The organism is Pedobacter psychroterrae (assembly GCF_004331695.1).
GTDB classification, from domain to species: domain Bacteria; phylum Bacteroidota; class Bacteroidia; order Sphingobacteriales; family Sphingobacteriaceae; genus Pedobacter; species Pedobacter psychroterrae.
This window is the reverse complement of record NZ_SJSL01000004.1, coordinates 166,557-189,632: the sequence shown is the minus strand read 5'-3', so window position 1 is coordinate 189,632 and position 23,076 is coordinate 166,557. Positions and strand designations below refer to the sequence as shown.

Below are 23,076 nucleotides of genomic sequence, written 5' to 3'. Positions count from 1 at the left end.
TATGAAAAACATAGTGCCCTTACATATATAGAAATTTAGGTTAATTACTTAATACTCATTTTTGAGGTTATCGTACTTCATCTGCATATCTGTTTTAAAGCCTTTGGCTTTGTCCATCCATTCAGGAGCTTTATCTTTCAGATCGTCAACAATTGACCTTCCGTTTTCGTCCTTCTTTGTGATATATTTAATAGCTCCGTATACTGCGGCTCCTATTAATGCTGTTTTTAATAATCCCATGGTTTTATCTGTTTTTTTAAATATAACAAGGTGCGTAAATAAATTGTTTTGATAATTTTTGTAAATACATCAGACTAGGGTTTTGCGCTCTTTTCTGGTCTTATAATCAGACGTAGGGTAGGGTCATTTGTTACAAAGCTCCAGAACCAGTTGAACGCAAGTTTGCCTTTGTTTCTGAACCCTGCGATAGGAATGATGTGGATAAACAACCATACTATCCAGGCAAAGAAGCCTTTGAAAAAGCCTTTCGGCAGGTCTACAACTGCTTTATATTTGGCAATGATGGCCATGCTACCTTTATTGGTGTACTTAAATGCTTTCATGGACTTGCCATCTGCCAGATTGATCAGGTTAGCCGCCAGAAGTTTTCCTTGCTGTATCGCTACCTGGGCCAGTTGCGGGTGACCATTGGGATAATCCGGATCGGCAGTCTGGAAACTTTGATCTCCTATGGCATATATATTGGTTGTTCCATTGACTTTGTTAAATCCATCGACCAGAATCCTTCTGCCCCGGGTAATTGATTCAACAGGCAATCCGGGAGCCTCCTTTGCGATGACACCAGTAGACCAGATCAGTGTGGAAGTATTAATGCTGTTGCCATTCCCAAGGATCACTTTGTCGTCTATAAAGTCTTTTACAGTAGTATTCAATAAGATCTGAACGCCAAGTTTTTTCAAGATGCTATGGGCCTCTTCCTGCGATTTTTTACTCATAGGGCCCAATAATTCCGCACCTGAGTCTACCAGGTAAATTTTAGAGGTGCCTCTTCTTGTTGTTGGGTAATCTTTCGCAATGATGTTGCTGCCCATCTCGGCAAGCATCCCTGCTATTTCAACGCCCGTAGGTCCGCCACCGGCTATGACAATATTGCCTAGCTTTTCTTTCTCACGCAGGTCAGGTGATCTTACAGCCTTTTCCAGCATCAGGAGTATATGGTTTCTGAGATGTAGCGCATCGTCAATTGTTTTCATTGGTAAAGCCTTTTCCTTTACATTTTCCATTCCAAAGAAATTTGTCTCGGTGCCCATTGCAAGGACGAGGTAGTCGTACGTCAGGCGCCCATTTTCAGTTTCGATACTGTTGTCTGAAGCATTGATGTTCAGCAGCGAGCCCATATAAAAACTCAGGTTGGGTTTGTTCTGAAACATCCTCCTGAATGGATAACTGATGTTTGAGGCCTCAATAAAGGCTGTAGACACCTGATATAGCAATGGCGGAAAGAAATGATAGTTGTTTTTGTCCACCAATACTACTTCATAATGCTGGTTATTGGACAGTTTTTTAGCTAAATTAAGTCCGGCGAATCCTCCGCCTACGATCACGATTTTCTTTGAAGATGACGTCATATCCTATAAACTCTATAAATAAAAGAAATGTTTTTAATCTTTACCGGTAAAGGTATTATATTGCCCCTTTATTGCGTATAAATGATTATAACTATACAATGCAGTGACCAGATTGGATTGGTTGCAGATATTTCAAGGATACTTTCTGAGCACAGGCTAAACATTGTTTCTATGCGGGAACACGTGGATAAGATAGAGCGTATGTTTTTTATGCGGCTGGACGTAGACGGATCAGCTGCGGAAGCGGAACTTACCAATAGATTGGAAACGGTTTTGCCGATTGAAGCTGTGGTCCATGTAAATCCATCACCCAATAAGCGAATCGTGGTTATGGTAACCAAAGAATATCATTGCCTGGCAGATATCCTGATCAGGAATAACTTCGGTACATTGGGCGCTTCTGTAGTTGCCGTGATTGGAAATCATGATGTTCTCGAAAAAATCTGCAACAGGTTTGATATCCCTTTTTACCTAATCACTTATGATGAAGAAAAGGCTGGTTCTGAAGATAAGATCATTGAACTGATAAAATCCTATAATCCTGATTTTGTAATCCTTGCCAAGTTTATGCGTATCCTGTCGTCATTGTTCGTGGCAAACTTCAAAAACAAGATCATCAATATACACCATTCATTTTTACCGGCCTTTGCTGGTGCCAACCCGTACCGTCAGGCTTTTGAACGGGGAGTGAAATTAATTGGGGCTACGGCACATTTTGTGACCGATGACCTGGATGAGGGGCCAATCATAGCCCAGCAAATCGTTCCGGTAAATCATTCATTCACTGCACAGAGTATGGTTAAATCAGGTAAAGAGATAGAAACTGCTGTACTGGCTAAGGCCATGGACCTTGTATTGACCGACCGGGTGTTTGTTTATAAGAACAAAACAGTGGTATTTGAGTAAATAGCAAAAATATTTTATAGGACTTTTCTGCTATTTCCTTGTCCTAGCAAAGCCGGAATAAGGCATTGATATGCCCAATAATCGATGTTTCACAGTATTTTTATTACAAAGTATTAATAATTTTACAAATTAACAGAAAAATGATACCTTTATATGGAACGATATCTCGAATAAAATGATAACGTTGAACAGCGAATAACAAAACCAAATATAGAATAGCATACCAACCAAATAAAACCAAACAAACCAACAACCAATTTCCTACATATTAGAATTAATGTGTAGGAATTCTTATCAATTAGAACGATTAACCACTACTGTATGAAGAGACTTTACCCATCACTCATTTGTCTGATTTTATTGGCAGGTTGTAAACAATCCGGAAAAAAAGATGCCGATAGTATTTCAGGAAACCCACTTTTCAAACTCCTTGACCCAAGCTATACTAATGTAACTTTTAACAATGTGATCAAGGAAGAATTTGATAACAATATACTTAATTATCAGGGTTTTTATAACGGTGGTGGGGTAGCTGTGGGTGATATAAATAATGACGGACTGGAAGACGTGTATTTTTCGGGCAACATGACCGGAAATAAGCTCTATTTCAACAGGGGAAATATGCAGTTTGTAGACATTACAGAAATTGCAGGTGTTTCCGGCAGAGCAGATTCCTGGAAAAACGGGGTAAACATGGCTGATGTAAATGGCGACGGGCTACTGGATATTTATGTATGCTATTCTGGCAAGGGAGATGGGGCGACCAGAAAAAACCAGCTATTTATTCACCAAGGCCTGAATGCAGATGGTATGCCGGAGTTTAAAGACCAGGCTGAGGCTTATGGGCTGGCCGATTCGGCTTACAGTACACAATCTATTTTCTTTGATTATGACCGCGACGGAGATCTGGATATGCTGCTGGTAAATGAAAACATCAAGATACTAAGTAATCTGGACGATGTAACGATCAGGGAATTACAAAAGCAATATGATCCGCTTTCAGGAACTAAGTTGTTCAAAAATGATGGCGGACATTTTATAGATATCAGCAAGGATGCTGGCATTAACGGTTCAACCCTGTCTTACGGTCTTGCTGCGGGTGTATCCGACATTAATGGTGATGGATGGCCGGATATTTACGTTTCCAATGATTATGCGGTACCCGATTTTCTATATATCAATAATGGCAACGGTACTTTTACAGATCAGGTAAGGTCTACGCTGGAGCAGATCACACTGTTTTCAATGGGCAACGATATTGTAGATGTGAACAATGACGGATTGCCAGATATTTTTACACTTGACATGCTTCCTGAAGATAACCGCAGGCAAAAGCTACTGGCTGGCCTGGACAATTATGAATCCTTTAACATCAATTTGAGAAACGGATTTTATTATCAGTATATGCGCAATATGCTGCATATAAATAACGGCAATGGCACTTTTAGCGAAGTGGGTCAGCTGGCGGGTATATCCAATACCGACTGGAGCTGGGCTCCCTTATTTGCTGATTATGACAATGATGGATGGAAAGACCTCTTTGTAACCAATGGTTACATGCGCGATTTCACCAATATGGATGTAATTAAATACAATGCCAATTATTTTAAAAGTATCAATGGAAATGTAGAGCCAAAGCACGTGCTGGACATGCTCGATAACATGCCTTCATCAGATGTAAAGAATTATATCTATAAGAATAATGGCAATCTGACCTTCAGTAATAAAGGGTTTGACTGGGGTGTAAATACTCCCTCAAACAGCAATGGAGCAGTATACGCTGATTTGGACAATGATGGCAACCTTGATCTGATCGTTAACAACATCAACAAAGCAGCTTACATCTATCAGAATAAAGGTGATTCATTACAACATTATCTCAAGGTAAAACTGGTAGGACTGAACAAGAATACGGCTGGATTTGGTGCTAAGGTTACTGTTTATTCAGCAGGTAAACTGCAATTTCTGGAACAAATGCCTTCAAAAGGCTACTTGTCGAGCGTGTCACCGATACTGCATTTCGGACTTGGGAAAATTAAGCAGGTAGATTCTATTCGTGTAGTATGGCAGAGCGGAAAGCAGCAGATGATCAGTAAGGGTAATGGCGACAGGTTAATTTCTCTCTACGAGAAAGATGCTGCCCTTGATTATCAGAAGCCAAAAGGTGCTGCACCATTATTTACTGAAATAGCTCCTCAGCTAACAGCCTCACAGGTTAAAAATGAAATTAATGATTTCAAACGTCAGCCCTTAATGGTGAATCCGATGTCATTTTCAGGTCCATGCATGACTAAAGGAGATATAAACGGTGATGGCCTGGAAGATGTATTTGTAGGAGGGGATGTGCATGCACCAGGTACTTTATTCATTCAGCAAAAGAATGGAAAATTCAGTGCTGATCAGCAACCATTTACCGCAGATAAAGAATGTGAGGATACGGATGCCGTGTTTTTTGATGCCAATGGAGATGGTTTTACCGATCTGTATGTAGTCAGCGGCGGATATCACAATTATAGTCCCGGTGAACAGAGACTGCAGGACCGCCTTTACCTGAATGATGGCAAAGGTAGCCTTGTCAAAGCCGTAAAAGCTTTGCCTGAGATGCTGGCCAGTAAAAGCTGTGCCAGGGTGGCAGATTTTAACGGAGATGGGCATCCAGATATTTTTGTAGGTGGCCGGGTGGTTCCTTCCCGCTATCCTGAACCGCCAAAGAGCTATCTGCTGATCAATGATGGCAAGGGCCACTTTACCGATCAGATCAAAAAGATTGCCCCGGAGCTTGAGCTTTCAGGGATGATCACAGATGCTGCCTGCATAGATCTGAACGGTGATAAAAAGCCAGATTTGGTAGTGACAGGTGAATGGATGCCATTGAGTGTATATCTTAATGAAAACGGCAAACTGACGAATAAAACGACTAAATATTTTGACAAGGAATACAGTGGCTGGTGGAACAAGCTTCAAGTGGCAGACATGAACAACGATGGCAAGCCTGACCTGATCCTGGGCAACCTTGGTCTCAACAGCCAGTGCAAGGCCAGTGATGCAGAGCCTGCAGAGCTGATCTACAAAGATTTTGACGACAATGGCGCCATTGATCCCATTCTGTGTTTTTACATCATGGGCACCAGCTACCCATACCTGACCAGGGATGAACTGCTGGACCAGATGAGCATCATGCGCCCCCGCTTTCCCGACTACAAAAGCTATGCTGAGGCTACCATGAAAGATGTTTTTACCAAAGAGGAGCTCGAAGGGGCAAAGACCTTGAAAGCCAACTATCTGAAGAGTGCATATTTCGAAAGCACCAATGGCAAGTTCAAAGAAAAGCCACTGCCCGTACAGGCACAGTTTGCCCCTGTATATACCATTACCCCGCTGGACTATGATGGTGACGGCAACAAAGACCTGCTGCTGTGCGGCAATATGAACCAGGCACGCATCAGATTTGGTAAATATGCAGCCAATCATGGTGTTTTGCTAAAAGGAAATGGCAAAGGAGGCTTTGTCTATATTCCGGAACAGCAGAGCGGATTAAAGCTTAAGGGTGATGTGAGAAGTGTGATAGCCCTAAACAACACTTTATATGTAGGCCTCAACCAGCAAAAAATAAGGGCATTTCAGTTTAACCAACAACAGACCAAATAACATGATGAAAAAACTATTCTATTGCTGTGTGCTGCTGTTTTTCATATGCAGCTGCAAACAAGAAAAAACACCGGTACTGAGCAACAATGACATTGTAAAAGTCATTGACGCGATGACAGAAATGATGATTCACGACGTTACCAATCCACCACTTGCGGCCAGGTTCTTTTCCTATGCTTGCCTGTCGGGATATGAGGTAGTAGCGCTCAATGATTCCAATTGTGTATCCATGGACGGGATCTTAAATGATTTTCCAAAAATAGTAAGACCACTGGATTCAGGGAAATACAATTATCAGCTCAGTGCCGTTCTGGCTATGATCGCCACGGCAAAAAAAATGCAGCCTTCAGGTAGCAACTACGCACAGTTTGAAGAGAAGTTTCTTGATTCATGTCGTAACATAGGCTTCTCTGATAAAGTCATTAAGAACTCCAAATCGTATGCGATGCAGGTAAGCAAGCAGATCCTTGGTTATGCTAAAAAAGACAGGTACAACAGGATCAGCAATTATCCCCGCTACACCCCACTGGAAGCTGAAGGAAGCTGGTATCCTACGCCACCTGCCTTTTTTGCGCCGGTAGAGCCATATTTCAGTACCGTACGCCCTTTTATGCTTGATTCGAGTTCGCAGTTTAAGCCCGTACCTCCTGTACCTTTCTCTAAAGACAAAAACTCTGAGTTCTATAAAATGCTTGTTGCGAACTACAAAATAGGAGGTACTGAGCTTAGTGAAGACCACCGCGAGATCGCTGCTTTTTGGGATTGCAATCCTTTTGCATTGAAAAATGAAGGACACCTGCTGGTAGGAATGAAAAAGATCTCTCCGGGAGCACATTGGCTGGGTATTACAGGTATTGCCTGCCGCCAGTCTAAGCTTGGCTTTTCTAAATCCATGGAAGTCTTTAGCATGGTATCTTTTGGCCTGATGGACAGTTTTCTTGGATGCTGGGATGAGAAATTCAGAAGCAACCGTATCCGGCCTGAAACTGCTATCAGAAACCTAATAGACCCTAAATGGAAACCGCTATTGCAAACACCTCCATTTCCGGAGTACCTAAGTGGTCACTCGTGTATTTCCTCCACATCAGCCACTATATTAACTCATTACTTTGGAGATAATTACCAATATACAGATAATGTGGAGGTAAAATATGGCCTTAAGGAAAGAAGCTTTACTTCATTTAACCATGCCGCCCAGGAAGCAGGCATCAGCCGCTTTTATGGAGGTATCCATTTTATGGATGCCATAGACAATGGTATGAAAATGGGCAATGGAGTAGGTAAATTCATTATAGAAAAATTAAAAACCAAACAACTTAAACAACCAATTAAATCCCAATCTTAAAACATGAAGAAAATCTTACTATTCCTCTCTATTATTTTAGCAACAGGCAAAGTTTATTCGCAGGGTTGTGTGGCTATCCGTAGTACAGGTGGTATTTGTACCATGACAGAACATCCGGACGACGCCATGTCTGGCAGTTGGGTATTCAATGCCAATACCCGCTATTTTATGTCCAACAAACATTTCAAAGGCGATGTGTACCAAAAAGAAAGAATTGAGCTAGGCACTGAGGTGATCAACCATCAGTTTGCTACTGACCTTTCCCTAACTCGTGTGTTTAACAACAGATGGTCGGCCATGATCGACATACCCGTTATTTCAAATGCCAGGTCCTCTTTATATGAGCATGGCCGTGCATCCAGACACAGCATGCACTCTTTTGGTCTGGGTGATATTCGTTTTGCAGCATACCGCTGGTTATTTAATCCTGCTACCAGTAAAAATGCCAATATCCAATTGGGACTGGGCATTAAATTACCTACAGGAGATTATGACTATAAAGACTACTGGCAGAACGTTGGTCCGGGTGGTACGGCAGAACTGCGCACAGTAGATCAGTCAATTCAACTTGGCGATGGCGGAACGGGGCTTACTTTGGAACTCAATTCTTACCTTAACCTAAAATCTAACCTTGGCTTGTATGCCAATGCATTTTACCTGAGCAATCCACGCGAGCAAAATGGTATAAGAACCTATAGGGAACAAGTGAGTGCTACCATAGCCAATGAGGCGATCAGCAGTGTGCCGGATCAGTTTATGGCCAGATTAGGTGCCAATTATGCAGTCAACAAACTGATCATATCTGCCGGCGGACGTGTGGAAGGTATTCCGATCCATGATGTGATAGGTGGCAGCGGAGACTTTCGCAGACCTGGTTATGTGATCTCTATCGAGCCAAGCCTTACCTACCAATTTAGCAAAGTAAATGTCTACGCTTCAGTTCCCGCTGCGATATACAGAAAAAGGACCCAGAGTGTTACCGACCGTCAGCGTTCCACCGCTACGGTGTTTGCCAATGGAGATGCTGCTTTTGCAGATTATGCAATTAACGTAGGTATTTCCTTCAAACTTTAAAATCAGGAGGTGTAGGTCAGCATACACCTTATTTCAAAAGATAATCTAGATGCAGTAAAATCAATAGTGGTCCTCCTTGGGGGACCATTGTTCTTTTGTACTGGTTATATGCCTGTTACCTTATCCGTACTGGTGGGTATCTAAAGATACCTTTGAGCGGGGATTTCAGCTCCAAACATGCATAAGTACCTTTATCATAATCAAATAAGCATATATAATTTCAATTGATTATGAAAAAAATCTACATGTTGGCCTTCTGTTTTATATATACAGCAATGCCTGCCTCAGCACAGTTCGGTAAACTAAAAGCGCTTGCCGGAAAAAAGGACAAAAATGCTGCGCAAACAGAAAGCCCGCAAGCCATCGTGGGAGAGACCGACCCTGCATCTACCGGTGGAGCAAACGAAGATGGTATCCAGGTCACAAATACCAATGCCGTTAATCCTTCAGGCAAAACCTGGACGATGGATTTTGATAGGGGAATTGACTGGTTTAGGCTGAGCCCTACTGGAAAACTGATAGCAGGCACAAATGATGGTCTCTATGGCATTGACCCTGCTACAGGCAAGGTGGCATGGAAGCATGACTTTTTAAAGAACCTAACCAAGACCAATTACAATCCGATAAGCAATTCCCCTTTTATAGCGATCGTTACCGGCAGCATGTTCAACATGCAGCAGGTTGTCCTGGATGTTAGTTCAGGGAAGATCATTGCCAGCACGGCAGATCTTGGGATGAAAATGGTCAATAAACGATATACCGTCCCTTCATTAGGGGGCATCTTATTTTCCGGGTACCTGAACAACGCCCCATCGCTGGTATTTATAGATGCGGCCACGGGCGAAAAGAAATGGGTGCTGAGTAAAGTATTTGAAAATAACAGTGAAATAATGGTGGCAAGGCCCCTTGCCACTGATAAAAATTCGCTGCTCCTCGCTACCAATAAGCGCCTGTATAAAGTAGATGTGGCCACGGGAACTGTAACCTGGAAAGCGGATTTCAAAACTAATACAGACGACGGTATCCTTGCCACAGAAGCAGCTGAGGAAGTTGACGAGAAAGAAAGTACCAAAAGTGGAGAGAAAAAAGGAGGCCTGATGGGTTCACTTGGTGGCCTGGCCAAAGTTCCCGGTCTTGGGGCAGTAGGAAATGCTGCCGGTGCAGCAAATTCCGCCAGTAAGATCGGCGGAATGGGTGGTGGAATGAAAGATGGCATTGCGGTGCTGGCAGATGCAGCCTATGGTAAGTTTCTGATCCTCGATCAGCAGCCCGACATTGTTTACTACTATTGCAACCAGCAGATGTCCGCTTTTAACCTGGCTACTGGTAGTCCGGCATGGCCGACAGTTAAATTCTCTGATCCCATAGCTGATGTATTGTTCGATGAGCGTGGTTTTTTAATCTCTACCGATGATAAAAAAGCAGAGTTGCTATTGTTGGACTATAAAACAGGCGCGGAAAAATGGAAACCGGTAACGCTAAGGGGCAGGATCACCGCGCTGAAATTGAATGGTTCCAGCCTTGCCATCGCATCTGCGAAGGAATCGGGTAATAACTATGTAAACATTGTAGACATGAATACCGGTGCTACTGCGGCCAGATCTGATATGAAAGTATCCGGAATGATCCGCGACATCAAGCAAAATGCTTCGGGTCTGATCTACAGAACGGACAGGGAACTAAATATTCAGAACATGAATACGGGAAAAGACCTGTGGCCAAAGTCTTTCTCTTATAAACAAGGTGGAGGATTAGGCATAGACAAAGGCGATCTGAGTTATTTTTATGCAGACAACCAACTGTTCGTAATGGACAATAACGCAGGCACCTACAAAGCATTGGGCAAAGGTGTAAAATTTGGAGGGGGAGAGATCGCCTCTCAAATTGAACTGCGGGAGAAGGGTATCCTTTTGAGTTCCTCACAAAATATGGCCCTGATAGATTTTGAAGGCAACCTTGTTTACCATGTATTTCAAAAAGCACCGGGTACCAGTGTAGCCAATAAGATTCTCAACATCACCGCAATGGCTGTTTCCGTAAGTCAGTCTGCTTCTCATGGTTTCCAGGCCGGTCTTTCGGGTGTGGGCACCTCATCGTACAACAGCCATATGGATGCGGCCGACAGGTGGTCTAACCTGGGTGGAGCAGCATTTGCTGATATGAAACGTCGCTTTACTGCTTCGCAGGATGCACTGAATTACAAAGTAATCCTGACCAGTGTAGAAGATGGCGACGATAGCGGATATGGTCTTGTCAGGGTCAATAAAGATTCAGGAAAAATAGAAGGCAAGGTAGTATTGAAAGACAAAAAACCTGACTACATCGCTGATGATGCCGACAATTTCGTATTTTATAAAGATGGCAGCAAGAGCATTCATGGATACAAACTTTAATCGTTGATGTCAGCTATTTATTTCTATTTTTAAATATGCCAAACAACCACAAAAAATTTCTCTTACTGACTGTATCCCTGCTCTTCATTACCACTGTCTGGAGCAGGACATACAGTCAGCAAGTTAATGCGATAGACCAGGTTCTAGAAGCCAAAACCGCCCGTGCCAAAACGTTGGTCTATTCTAATGCCAAGCTCAGCAGCAAGGTCGCCGACAGCATTATTGTACTTAGTAAAAAGTATGAAAAGCCACTTGCCGAAGCTACAGCCTGGAATATCAAAGGTATAGTGATGTCCTTTATTGGTACACCCGACAGTGCGCTGTACTATTTTGATAAAATGGAAAGACTGAGTATAAAAACAGGTGATAAGAAGACCCTCGCCAAAGCAAAACAGAACAAAAACTTGCCGCTGGCCAAAGTTGGTAAATACGCAGAGGCGTTTTCGACATGCCTGGAAGCATTGAAACTCTACGAAGAACTAGACTATAAGGAAGCGCAGGCAGGATGCCTGGGAGATATGGGTAATATCATGATCAGAAGCAACAAGCCGGCAGAGGGCATCCGGTATCTGAAACAAGCACTGGACATTGCTGATCAGATAAAGGATGAAAGCCTGAAACCTAACTTTTACAACTCGCTGGCTGTAGCATACACAAATACAGATCAGCTGGAACAGGCAAAGCAAACATACCTTAAAGCGTTGCCGCTGGCCGTAAAGTTCAAGAGGGTAAATAATCAGGTTTCCATAAATCTTAACCTTGGCGACAATGCCTGGTACATGACAAAGGACCCGGAAGCAGTAATGCCTTATTTTCTGAGGGCAGAAAAACTGGCCATTGAGTACGGCGATGAGGTAAAGCTAAGTTCGATCTACCTAAACACCGCTATCATGCTCGAAAAAGCCGGGAAGACGAAGGAAGCCCTGGCCTATGGCTTTAAATCACGCGACCTGGCATTAAAGTCCGGGGATATGGTCAATCAGGAAAATGTCTACATATTACTGGCCAGGTTGGGAAAAAAAGCTGGTGATTATAAAGCGGCATATGAAGCCCTCGATGTAAAAGACAGCTTAAGCCGCATTATTTATAATAAGGAGTCTACGGCTAGTATGAATGAACTGCAGACTAAATACGAAACCGAGAAAAAGCAAAACAGCATTCTGTTGCTGGGTAAACAAAACCAGATCCAGACCCTGCAGATCAGTAAAAAAAACCTCCTGCTGGGCCTTAGTGAACTGGAACTCGCAAAGCGGATGCTGCAAATAAACAACCAGCAGTTTAGCCTTAGGGAACAGGAGGCTGCACTGAAAGAAAAGCAACTTGAAGCAAAAACTAAGGAGCAGAGGATCAGGCTGCTTGATTCAGAAAACAAACTACAGAAACTCCAGCTTCTGGAAAGAAATATTATTATCGGGGTTACCGCAGGTCTGTTTATACTGGTAATTTTGATAGCGCTGCTGATCTACAACAGACGCAAATTAAGGCAGGAAGGAAAGCTGCAGGCCGAAAGGTTCAGGCAACAGGAACAAGCTGCCAGTGCGGTAATCCATGCAGAAGAGAGCGAGCGTAATAGGATTGCGGTGGAACTGCATGATGGACTAGGACAGTTATTCTCGGCCGTTAAGATGAACCTTTCTGGTATCAGTGACCACTTGCAGTTTAAAGATGAACATAGTAAAGATATGTTTAATAAAACGCTGGACATGGTAGACGAGAGTTGCAGGGAAGTAAGGGTCATCTCTCACCAGATGGCGCCCAATGTATTGCTCAAATCAGGCTTATCTGCAGCAATCAGGGACTTTATCAGCAAGATCGACGCCCGCAAGCTAAAGATAAATCTGGAAACCTTCGGATTGCAGGAACGGTTAAGCCAGCATACTGAGGCAGTATTGTACCGGGTGGTCCAGGAATCGGTGAACAACGTAATTAAACATTCAGGTGCCACTAGTCTCGACATCCAGCTTACCAAAGATGAGGAAGGCATCAATGCCATGATCGAAGACAATGGAAAGGGTTTTAACACCCAAGACAACAAATTCTCTGCCGGTATGGGAATGAAAAATATCAGGAACAGGGTAGATTACCTGAAAGGTACCGTCGATTTTTCTTCAGAACCGGGCAGGGGTACACTTGTAGCCATACACATTCCTTTGTAACTTAACCGGATGAAACAATTGCTTCCAAACAAGATCTTCATCGTAGACGATCACCAGCTGGTGATAGACGGCATCCGCTCCCTGCTGGCCGATGCTCCCCAGTACACGATTGGCGGATTTAGTCAGCATCCAGAAGAAGTGCTTGCCATGCTCGAAACACATCCAGTCGATATATTACTCACCGACATCAGCATGCCTGGCATGAGTGGCATAGAACTGACCCGACTCGTTAAAAAGAAATATCCGCACATTAAAATAATAGCGATCTCCATGCATGGCGAAAGTGCCGTAGTCAAAGAAATGCTCGACGCCGGGATATCGGGCTATATTTTAAAAAATACTGGCAAAAAGGAATTGCTTGATGCCCTGGAAAAAGTGCTGGAGGGCAGTACTTATTTTGGAGACGCCATCACACGGGAAATCCTGAATACCATGAACCACAAAGATGGAGATCAGCGGCTTACCAACAGAGAAATAGAGATTATCAAACTAATAGAAGGCGAACGCAGTAACAAACAGATATCATCGCAACTCTTTATCAGTGAGCGTACCGTAGAAACTCATAGGAAAAATATTTTTAGGAAGACCGGTACGCAGTCTGTGATCGGCCTACTAAAATACGCTTACAAACACAAACTTATTTAGTAGGTCCGGTAATACCAGTGAGCTACTTTTTCTTAGCTGCGAAATTTCCGTTGGGCTGTATAAAAACCAGTTCGGTTACTTTCCTGTCTGAGGTAACCGCAAACTGAAGAGAGTACCCGATGAGCGCTTTTATGCTGAATCTATCCTTTCCTAAAGGCACAAGTTCATATTCCGGTTGTCCGGGCAGAAATACGTATAGGGTTTTATTCTCTTTGATATAGACCTTCACAGCCGCCTCGTTTAGGCTATACTCACCCGTATACTTCTGCAATTCTTTACTATCTATTGCTTTAGCCTCAATACCTTTAGTAAAAACAAGTGGTTTTAGTCCTGCTTCCAAAACACTCGAAAAGCTTTCTATATCACCCGCTGTATTCATCTGAAACTGAATGCTGGACTGCATCTTATTTGCGGTATCTATTGGCGAATTCAGGTTATGAATATAGATGTCAAATATGTCATAGTTGTTGTGTTTCAACCACATGCCTTTCTTCACACCTGACGCAAACAAAGAGTCGTTTTTAGTATAGATCTTTAGCGTACCATAACCCGGATTGCTATATATCCCGGCAAAATCGCTCAATGGATGAGTAGTAGGATGCACTTTACCTTTAGGTACTTTACTTTCTTTTTCCATTTTCTTTTGCTGTTCCTCTGATTTATCTCTATTGGACCTCATCTCAGAATTCCAGTCCGTATACTTTAATGTTAGCAATTTATCTGACAGTATATTTCTCACAATAGAAGGTACAGCGGAACCATTTTGATTACTCAGCACTACAATACCAATGCTGTCGGTAGGAAAGAAGCAGGCACTTGCCGAAAACCCATCGATATTGCCGCCGTGCTCAACTCGGTAATGCCCTTTATAAGAAGCCAGCATCCAGCCAAAACCATAGGATGCAAAATGCAGGTCAGGTTTAGCTTTTGAAGGTAAACCTCCACCCATCACCATCTGGGAGGTGATGGCCTGCTGAGCAAACTGGGACGGAATGACCTCTTTACCATTAAATTTACCTCCATTGATCCAGGCGATCAGATAGTTGGCCATTTCATTTGCACTACTGTTAATTGCTCCTGCGGGTGCCATTCCATTTATGTGAAAGTATTCCATTTTTTTGATCTTTCCACTAGCATCCAGTTCATAACCCAATGAGGGCTCCTTACTTTCCTCCAGTTCAGGAATTGTGGTATTTGAAGTATTCATCCCCAAAGGTTTAAATAGTTTTTCTTCCACATTTTGTTCCCATGTTTTGCCGGTCAGCTTTTCTACAATACCACCCTGGGCGGTAAACATGAAATTATTGTATTGCCAAGCTTCCCTGACTGTTTTAGTCGGTTCTTGATACTGTATGCGTTGCAAAATACTGTCCCTCGCGTTTGTATTGAACAAGTACCAGGATATATCATGCCTGGGCAGCCCGGTCCTGTGGCTCATCATGTCTTTTAAATTGATGCTGTTGTTCATGTCATTATTATAGAACCTAAGGGAAGGCATGAAAGCATTGACAGGTTTATCAATGTTCAGCTTGCCTTCTGCTTCCAGCTGACCGATCAGCGAGGTCGTAAATGACTTGGTAACAGAGCCGATGGGAAAGAGTGTATTGGCTGTTACCGGCAGCTTCTTTTCCACATCTCGGTAGCCAAATCCCTTGGCGTAGACCACTTTGTTTTTTTCTACGACTGCAACAGCAAAACCTGCCACATTCCAATTTTTTATCACACGCTGCATGGTGGTGTCCAGGTCATTAAACCGTGGATCGGCAGTAGCAGGTTTTTGTTGTGCCACTGCGTTAAGTGAGGCGAGAGAGAGCAGGAGCGATAGTAGTCTTTTCATCGAGGGGAATTAACATGATTAAGTAGGGTAATATACCAAATTTTAGAGAAAACAAACCGGAGATTGTTACGGATTAGTTTAAACTGAACAATATTTTGCCTTAACTTTTGTTTCTGTTTATAGAAAGGGAAGGTAATAGAAAACGCGTATATTAGTTGAAAATAGCCCTAACTATTATGAAATACTTCTCCACCTTAATCCTGCTGGTAACCTGTACACTGTTTTCTTTTGCCCAGCAAACCCAAAAGCCGGTATTGCATGGAAGTAACTGGATGGCGATAACAGGTAAGCCCCTGGCTGCGACTGCGGGAGCGATGATATTCCAGAATGGTGGTAACGCGGTAGATGCAGCATGTGCTATGCTGGCAGCTACCTGTACCATGTGGGACACCTTGAGCTGGGGCGGAGAAACGCAGGTACTGATCTATAATCCTAAGACAAAAAAAGTAATAGCCATCAATGCGATGGGCTTTGCGCCAACTGGTGCAACAGCCGATTTCTTTAAGAATAAAGGATATGATTTTCCACCTGAATATGGTCCGCTGGCTGCTACTACACCGGGTACGCCGGGCGGACTAATCTACATGCTGTCCAATTATGGTACAATGAGCCTGGAGCAGGTGCTGGCGCCTGCAATGCAATTGGCAGCCGGATATGCTATAGAGGCACAGGCAGCCAATATAATGGAACGCTATAAAAGCCAGATCAGGGAATGGCCCTACAGTAAAAAGGTATTTCTGCCGCATGCCGGAGAAAAAAGAGAAGCGCCTGAAGGCGGAGAGATTTTCAGACAAAAGGACTTGCTGGAAACGCTGACTAAAATGGTTGCGTCAGAAAAGATAGCTTTAAAACAGGGCAAAAGCAGGAAGGATGCGCTGATGGCAGCATACGACAGATTTTATAAAGGAGACATTGCGCAGGAATTTGTGCGCGGTTGTCAGGAGCAGGGGGGACTGATCACCATGCAGGACCTGGCCAAATGGAAGCCAATAGAAGAAGCGACACTTAAAGTAAACTACAAGGGTGTCGACGTTTATAAACTTCAACAGTGGACCCAAGGTCCGGTGATGTTGCAAGCCCTGAATATCCTGGAAAATTTTGATCTGAAAGCCATGGGGTATAACAGTACGAAGTACATCCATACCTTGTATCAGGCCATGAACCTGGCATTTGCAGATCGCGACTTTTATTACGGAGATCCCTATGTGTTGCCGGCAGAGCCTATAAATGGGCTGCTGAGTAAGGAATATGCAAAGCAAAGGGCCTCGCTGATACAATATGATAAAAATGATGTGAATATAGGTCCGGGTGATCCGTACGCTTTTGAAGGGAAGACAAATCCATACCTGTCGCTGTTGAAAAAGAGAGGCTATGAAATGGATACGACCAAAAGAAACTTTGCACCGAAACATGATATGGGCAATAATACTTCTTCAGAACTATATGAGGACAGGCTATGGCGGGGTACTACTTCCATAGAGGCCGCAGATAAAGAAGGTTGGGTAGTTTCTATCACCCCAAGCGGTGGCTGGCTGCCGGCCTGCATTGCCGGTAACACAGGAGTGGGAATGAGTCAGCGGATGCAGAGTTTTGTACTAGATTCGGCCTTGAACCCGTTTAACGTAGTGGCGCCTGGGAAAAGGCCAAGGGTGACCTTATCGCCATCTTTGGCCATGAAGGATGGAAAACCATATTTATCCTCTGCTGTGCAGGGTGGCGATACGCAGGACCAGAACCTGTTGCAGTTTTTCCTGAATGTGACAGAGTTTGGGATGAACGTACAGCAGGCTGCAGAGGCGGCAAACATCAACAGCAATCAATTGTGGTTGTCATTGGGTGGCACTAAAATGTCCGACAGGGAGCCTAAACCAGGTCAGATCCTGTTGCACGACAGTACGCCTGAATCCGTACGCAATGACCTGAAAAGAATGGGTTATACATTGAGTTTTGATGACAGGACCAGTGGGCCGATCAATGCAATATATTTCGACTGGAAGCACGGCTCGCTATGGGGCGGATCAAGTAATCATGGTGAAGATTATGGAATAGGCTGGTAAATACTAAGCTAGGCCGAAATATCCTTTAATGAGAAGCGCAAATGTTTCAACGCGCTGGTAATCTGGTTCTCTACCGTTCGTTTTGAGATCCCGAGTTCATTCGCAATTTCCTCATTGCTAAGCTGATGTCTGCGGCTCATGATAAAGATCTCCTGACAGCGCTTTGGTAAAGTGGCAAGGTGGGAATCGACTTCCAGCTCCAGTTCCTGACAGGCCATTTTGCTGTATCCTTCATTTTGAGAGGTGTGATGAAGATACTTGCTTTCTTCCAGGTCTTCTTTGTATTCAATCGGGACAACTTTAGCGCCATACTTTTGTTTGTAAATACTATAGCGGGAAGCTGAGGTAAGGTAGGCACTGAAAGATGTGATCTGAAGGGTATGTCTGCCTGTCCATAAACCCATAAATATATCCTGAACTATTTGCTCACAGACTTCATTATCCCTTACGTAGGAATAGGCTTTACTGTAAATCTTAGTGGAATAACGATAAAACAATTTAGCAAACGCTTGCTCGTCATTGTTTTTTATCGCATCCCATAGTTCATGGTCTGTAACCATACTTTTCGTTAGTTTATATCCGGCGATCTAAGCTATGACTTTAAAGGGAAAAATAAAAATAATTTCAAAATGTATGTGTGTGGATATAAAATTTTGACACTATACTATTACCAAACATAAACCATGACTGAAGAGGAATATATTCTCCTGTATGAAAGATGCGCATCCGGACAATGTACGGATGAAGAAGTAAAACTTTTAGCGTTGTACGACGATGAATTTCATTTGGACAATGTTGAATGGGACGTAAGTATTCATGGGAATGAAACAGACGTTGCCGATCAGATGTATTCGCAACTCTATGCTCAGATGCATCCAAGGCCTGTCCGCAGGTTGTCACATATTTACAGGTATGCTGCAGCGGCAGTTTTATTTCTTGTTTTAAGTACAGGACTCTATATCTACCAGAATAATTCAAACAGACAAGCGCTAGCCGCTCAAAAGGTTGCAGGAAACACGGACATTGCACCAGGAGGAAAAAAGGCTGTGCTGACTTTACACGATGGCTCTAAAATGGTCCTGGATCAAACAACAAATGGCGTAGTATCTATACAGGGAAATATCGTGATTACCAAGAGGAACACTGGCAAGGTGATCTACGATTCCTATAACCTGCCCGAAAATCCTTCTGAAAAGGACAACTACAATTCCATAAACATTCCGCGTGGCGGAGAATATGAACTTCGCCTGCCTGACGGTACAAAGGTATGGCTGAATTCGGAATCTTCATTGAAATTCCCTGCAGTGTTTAGCGGTCGTGACCGCAAGGTTGAATTAACAGGGGAGGCATACTTCGAAGTGGCAGAAAATAAGTTGGTTCCTTTTAAAGTATATGCTAATGGGACGGAGATTGAAGTCCTAGGCACGCATTTTAATGTGAATGCCTATCATAAAGACCAGGTGATAACTTCTTTGTTGGAAGGCTCTGTCAGGCTAAAGGCTGCTGGAAACGAATCTTTATTGGAACCCGGTCAGCAAGGCATTACAGCTGCAGATGGTAAGATAAACGTTAGCAAGGTGAATGTGCTGGATGCAATAGCCTGGAAGAATGGCTATTTTATCTATCAGGACGACAGTATTTATAAGATCATGGAACAGGCTGCCCGCTGGTATGACGTTGAGGTGGAGTATGTTGGTGATGTTAGAGATCAAAAATTTTATGGTAAAGTAGATCGCTATGATAATATCTCTGAACTATTGAAAAACATTGAAACAATCGGAACCGTGTACTTTAAAGTCGAAGGAAGGAGGGTGATCGTTATGTTGAAATAGTTACTCATTATAAATAAATTACATAACAGTTGCCCAAAAAAAATCCCGGAGCGTTCGAACCGCCACGGGAAATATGTCAGGGTAACTTAAATCAATTTGCCTAAACCAATTAAAATTAAAAGCTGACATTCAAATGTATAAATTTTATAATGTAATTCCTTGCGGTATCGGAACCCGCATGCAATTTAAATTCCTATTGACGATGAAGTTGATTTGCATCCTGATGCTCACTACCTTTATGCATACTTACGCAAGTTCTTATGCCCAGAAAGTAAGCCTGAACAAAAGCAATGCATCTTTAAAAGAGGTGCTTGACGAAATTAGAACTCAGACTGATTATAGTTTTATAGTTAGTTCGAGTATGCTAAATGAAGCGGTTCCTGTTAGTATTAATGTGAAAGATGTATCCTTAAAAGAAGTCCTGGAAAAATGTTTTTCCGGACAACCACTTTCTTATACGATTAATAATAAGACGATTGTCGTGACCAAACCATTGGGATCGGCTACGAATAGGTTTAAGGATGTAAAAGGAACGGTCCGTGATTCAACAGGTGTGATTCCAGGCGTCTCTGTCGCTGTAAAAGGTACCAGGATAGGTACTACAACTGATCAGAATGGTAAATATATTCTGGATGTTCCGGAAGCTAATGCGGTACTCGTGTTTTCCATGGTGGGATTTGAAACCCAGGAAATAGCCGTCAATGGAAAAGAAACTATTGATGTAACCATGGTTTCATCTGACAAGGGTCTTGACGAGGTAGTGGTAGTAGCCTTTGGTAAACAAAAAAAGACAGACATGGTAGGATCAGTGACCTCTATTAAACCTTCTGATCTGAAAGTACCTTCGAGTAACCTTACAACTGCTTTGGCAGGTAGAGCGGCTGGTGTAATTGCTTATCAAAGGAGCGGTGAGCCAGGAGCGGACAATGCCGAGTTCTTTATCAGGGGTGTTACATCTTTTGGTTACAAAAGAGATCCGCTTATCCTGATAGACGGTGTAGAGGTAACGACTACCGATATGGCGCGTTTGCAGGCCGATGATATTGCCAGTTTCTCCATCATGAAAGATGCCACGGCAACGTCATTATACGGTAGCCGTGCGGCAAACGGGGTAATCCTCATCAGCACCAAAGAAGGTTTGGTAGGTAAAGCTGCAATTGAAGTTCGCGTTGAGAACTCTGTGTCAGCGCCTACAAGTGAAGTAGAAATCGCCGACCCGATCACCTATATGAGGCTGAATAACGAAGCGATATTGACCCGCGACCCACTTGGTATCTTGCCATATTCAGATGAAAAAATCGATAATACAATCGCAGGAACCAATGCGCTTATGTACCCGACTACTGACTGGAAAAAAGAGCTGTTTAACCCTTATACCGTAAACCAGCGCGCTAATCTGAACGTTAGAGGTGGTGGCGGTGTGGCTACCTACTTTATAGCTGGTTCCTTTAACCAGGACAACGGTATATTAAAGGTGGATAAGCGCAATAACTTTAACAGTAACATCGACCTGAAGAGTTATACATTGAGATCTAACGTAAATGTCAACCTTACCAAGAGCACTGAAGTGATTGTTAGGATGAGCGGTAGTTTTGATGATTATTCCGGTCCGGTAAGCAGCGGGGCAGATATCTACAGAAGAGTAATGCGCACTAACCCTGTAAGATTTCCAGCATACTATCCCGCCGATGAAGAACACGCTCATGTTAAACACATCATGTTCGGTAATTACGGAAGTGAATCTGACGGTTACCTGTTGAATCCTTATTCAGAGTTGGTAAAAGGTTATAAAGATTATTCTAGATCTGCGATGTCTGCCCAATTTGAAGCAAAGCAGAACCTTAGTTTTCTGACCGAGGGCCTAAATATCAATGCTTTGGCCAATATCACCAGAAATACATTCTTTGATGTCAGAAGAGAGTACGCTCCGTTTTGGTACATGCCTACCTCATATGACAGACGTGCCAATACATTCAGGACGGTTATGGCCAATGAGAATACCGGTACAGAATATCTGAACTATATTCCTGGTGCCAGAACTGTCAATTCAAGATTTTATCTGCAATCGTCATTGAATTATGCACGCACGCTGAAAGAAAAGCACTCATTAAGTGGTTTATTTGTGTTCATGCTGCGCGATGAATTGACTGGTGACGTTACAGACTTGCAATCATCTCTACCTTTCAGAAATATCGGACTTGCAGGTCGCGCTACTTATGGTTATGACAACCGTTATTATGCTGAGTTTAACTTCGGATACAATGGTTCTGAACGCTTTTACGAAACTAACCGCTGGGGTTTCTTCCCATCTGCGGGAGTTGCCTGGAACGTATCCAATGAAAAATTCTGGGAGCCGTTGAAAGATATCATCACAAAATTGAAACTGAGAGGTACCTACGGTCTTAGTGGAAATGATGCTATTGGTTCTGCAACAGACCGCTTTTTATACCTGTCTAACGTAAATATGAACGATGCAGGCAGAGGCGCAGTATTTGGACGTGACAACGGATACCAGAGAAACGGTGTTTCCTTGTCAAGATATGCCAACAATGACATTACCTGGGAAACTGCGCGTAAGACCAATATTGCATTGGAGTTAGACCTGTTCCGTGACTGGAGCCTACAGGTGGATTTCTTTAAAGAGAACCGAGACGGAATTTTGATGACGCGTACTGCTACTCCAGCTACCATGGGTCTCTCTGCCCAGCCAAAAGCAAATATAGGAGAGGCTGAGGGTCAGGGTGTTGATTTGTCGATCAATTACAATCATTCATTTAACAATGGTCTGTGGCTGCAGACAATGGGCAATTTCACTTATGCTGCAAGTAAGTATTTGAAATTTGAGGAGCCATTTTTTGACGAAGCACCCTGGAAACGTCGTGCCGGAACGCCTATCAGCCAGAACTACGGCTACATTGCCGAGCGTTTGTTTATAGATGATGAGGAAGCACTCAGATCACCGAGGCAATTCGGTGAATATGGTGGCGGTGATATTAAATACTATGATGTAAATGGAGATGGACAGATCACTACCCTTGATCAGGTGCCTATCGGTCACCCAACCACTCCGGAGATCACTTATGGTTTTGGTTTCTCACTGGGGTATAAGAACTTTGATGTTTCTACATTCTTTCAAGGACTAGCAAGAGAATCATTTTGGATAGATGCCAATGCTACTGCACCATTTGCGAACTACTTTTATTCAGGAGAGACACTTCCAGGTATGCCGCAGAACCAGTTATTAAAGGCATATGCTGATAATCATTGGTCGGAGGAGCATCAAAACGCTTACGCACTTTGGCCTAGGCTGAGTACTACTTCTGTTGGTAATGAAAACAATAACCAAACCAGCACGTGGTTTATGCGCAATGGATCATTCCTAAGAATAAAGCAAGTTGAAATAGGTTATAATTTGCCGCAAAGATTGAGCAAACGATTGGCTATGAAAAAGTTCAGAGCTTATGTTAACGGAACTAACCTTTGGTCATTTAGCGGCTTTGATCTATGGGATATAGAGATGGCTGGAAATGGATTGGGATATCCGGTACAGCGAGTGTTTAACCTTGGTCTTCTTGCATCATTTTAATATATACA

14 protein-coding genes are annotated in these 23,076 nt (G+C 43.1%); 10 read left to right on the top strand and 4 right to left on the bottom strand.

Features of this window, described 5'->3' with window-relative positions; translation table 11 throughout:
* Nucleotides 1–48 precede the first annotated feature (48 nt).
* A complete protein-coding gene (locus tag EZ437_RS15820) occupies nucleotides 49–240 on the bottom strand; it encodes a YtxH domain-containing protein (RefSeq protein WP_131597035.1) in 192 nt (63 codons plus the stop codon).
* A gap of 74 nt (nucleotides 241–314) precedes the next feature.
* A complete protein-coding gene (locus tag EZ437_RS15815) occupies nucleotides 315–1,589 on the bottom strand; it encodes an NAD(P)/FAD-dependent oxidoreductase (protein WP_131597034.1) in 1,275 nt (424 codons plus the stop codon).
* Between the two features lie 81 nt (nucleotides 1,590–1,670).
* On the opposite strand from EZ437_RS15815, the gene purU reads away from it, so the two are divergent.
* The 7 genes from purU (at nucleotide 1,671) to EZ437_RS15780 (ending at nucleotide 13,756) form a co-directional block, all read left to right on the top strand.
* Nucleotides 1,671–2,495, top strand: a complete 825-nt coding sequence (gene purU / locus EZ437_RS15810; RefSeq protein WP_131597033.1) for a formyltetrahydrofolate deformylase — start codon at nucleotides 1,671–1,673, stop codon at nucleotides 2,493–2,495.
* 321 nt (nucleotides 2,496–2,816) lie between these two features.
* Complete coding sequence (locus EZ437_RS15805) at nucleotides 2,817–6,143, top strand: VCBS repeat-containing protein (RefSeq protein WP_131597032.1); 3,327 nt, start codon at nucleotides 2,817–2,819, stop codon at nucleotides 6,141–6,143.
* 1 nt (nucleotide 6,144) lies between these two features.
* Complete coding sequence (locus EZ437_RS15800) at nucleotides 6,145–7,488, top strand: vanadium-dependent haloperoxidase (RefSeq protein ID WP_205942731.1); 1,344 nt, start codon at nucleotides 6,145–6,147, stop codon at nucleotides 7,486–7,488.
* Between the two features lie 3 nt (nucleotides 7,489–7,491).
* Nucleotides 7,492–8,562 (top strand): transporter family protein, encoded by a 1,071-nt coding sequence (locus EZ437_RS15795; RefSeq protein ID WP_131597031.1) that lies wholly within the window; start codon nucleotides 7,492–7,494, stop codon nucleotides 8,560–8,562.
* A gap of 230 nt (nucleotides 8,563–8,792) precedes the next feature.
* Nucleotides 8,793–10,955, top strand: a complete 2,163-nt coding sequence (locus EZ437_RS15790) for an outer membrane protein assembly factor BamB family protein (RefSeq protein ID WP_131597030.1) — start codon at nucleotides 8,793–8,795, stop codon at nucleotides 10,953–10,955.
* A gap of 35 nt (nucleotides 10,956–10,990) precedes the next feature.
* Nucleotides 10,991–13,111 carry a tetratricopeptide repeat-containing sensor histidine kinase gene (locus tag EZ437_RS15785; protein ID WP_131597029.1) on the top strand — a complete coding sequence of 707 codons (2,121 nt, stop codon included), beginning with the start codon at nucleotides 10,991–10,993 and terminating at the stop codon, nucleotides 13,109–13,111.
* 9 nt (nucleotides 13,112–13,120) lie between these two features.
* Nucleotides 13,121–13,756: a response regulator gene (locus tag EZ437_RS15780; RefSeq protein ID WP_131597028.1), complete on the top strand. Its 636-nt coding sequence runs from the start codon at nucleotides 13,121–13,123 to the stop codon at nucleotides 13,754–13,756.
* A gap of 22 nt (nucleotides 13,757–13,778) precedes the next feature.
* Here the strand turns inward: EZ437_RS15780 and EZ437_RS15775 are convergent, their stop codons facing one another.
* Nucleotides 13,779–15,593, bottom strand: coding sequence for a serine hydrolase (locus tag EZ437_RS15775; protein WP_131597027.1), 1,815 nt, complete (start codon nucleotides 15,591–15,593; stop codon nucleotides 13,779–13,781).
* Between the two features lie 176 nt (nucleotides 15,594–15,769).
* Here EZ437_RS15775 and EZ437_RS15770 point away from each other — a divergent pair, with 176 nt between their 5' ends.
* The gene (locus EZ437_RS15770; RefSeq protein WP_131597026.1) at nucleotides 15,770–17,650 is read left to right on the top strand and encodes a gamma-glutamyltransferase family protein; all 1,881 of its coding nucleotides are present in this window, start codon (nucleotides 15,770–15,772) and stop codon (nucleotides 17,648–17,650) included.
* A gap of 8 nt (nucleotides 17,651–17,658) precedes the next feature.
* Here EZ437_RS15770 and EZ437_RS15765 read toward each other — a convergent pair whose 3' ends face one another.
* Complete coding sequence (locus tag EZ437_RS15765) at nucleotides 17,659–18,210, bottom strand: RNA polymerase sigma-70 factor (RefSeq protein ID WP_131597025.1); 552 nt, start codon at nucleotides 18,208–18,210, stop codon at nucleotides 17,659–17,661.
* A 123-nt stretch (nucleotides 18,211–18,333) separates the two neighbouring features.
* Here EZ437_RS15765 and EZ437_RS15760 point away from each other — a divergent pair, with 123 nt between their 5' ends.
* Both EZ437_RS15760 and EZ437_RS15755 read left to right on the top strand, forming a co-directional pair.
* On the top strand, nucleotides 18,334–19,482 hold the full coding sequence (locus EZ437_RS15760) for a FecR family protein (RefSeq protein WP_131597024.1): 1,149 nt from the start codon (nucleotides 18,334–18,336) through the stop codon (nucleotides 19,480–19,482).
* Between the two features lie 202 nt (nucleotides 19,483–19,684).
* Entirely contained in the window at nucleotides 19,685–23,068 is a 3,384-nt protein-coding gene (locus tag EZ437_RS15755; RefSeq protein WP_225869601.1) for a TonB-dependent receptor, read from the top strand.
* The last annotated feature ends 8 nt before the right edge of the window (nucleotides 23,069–23,076 follow it).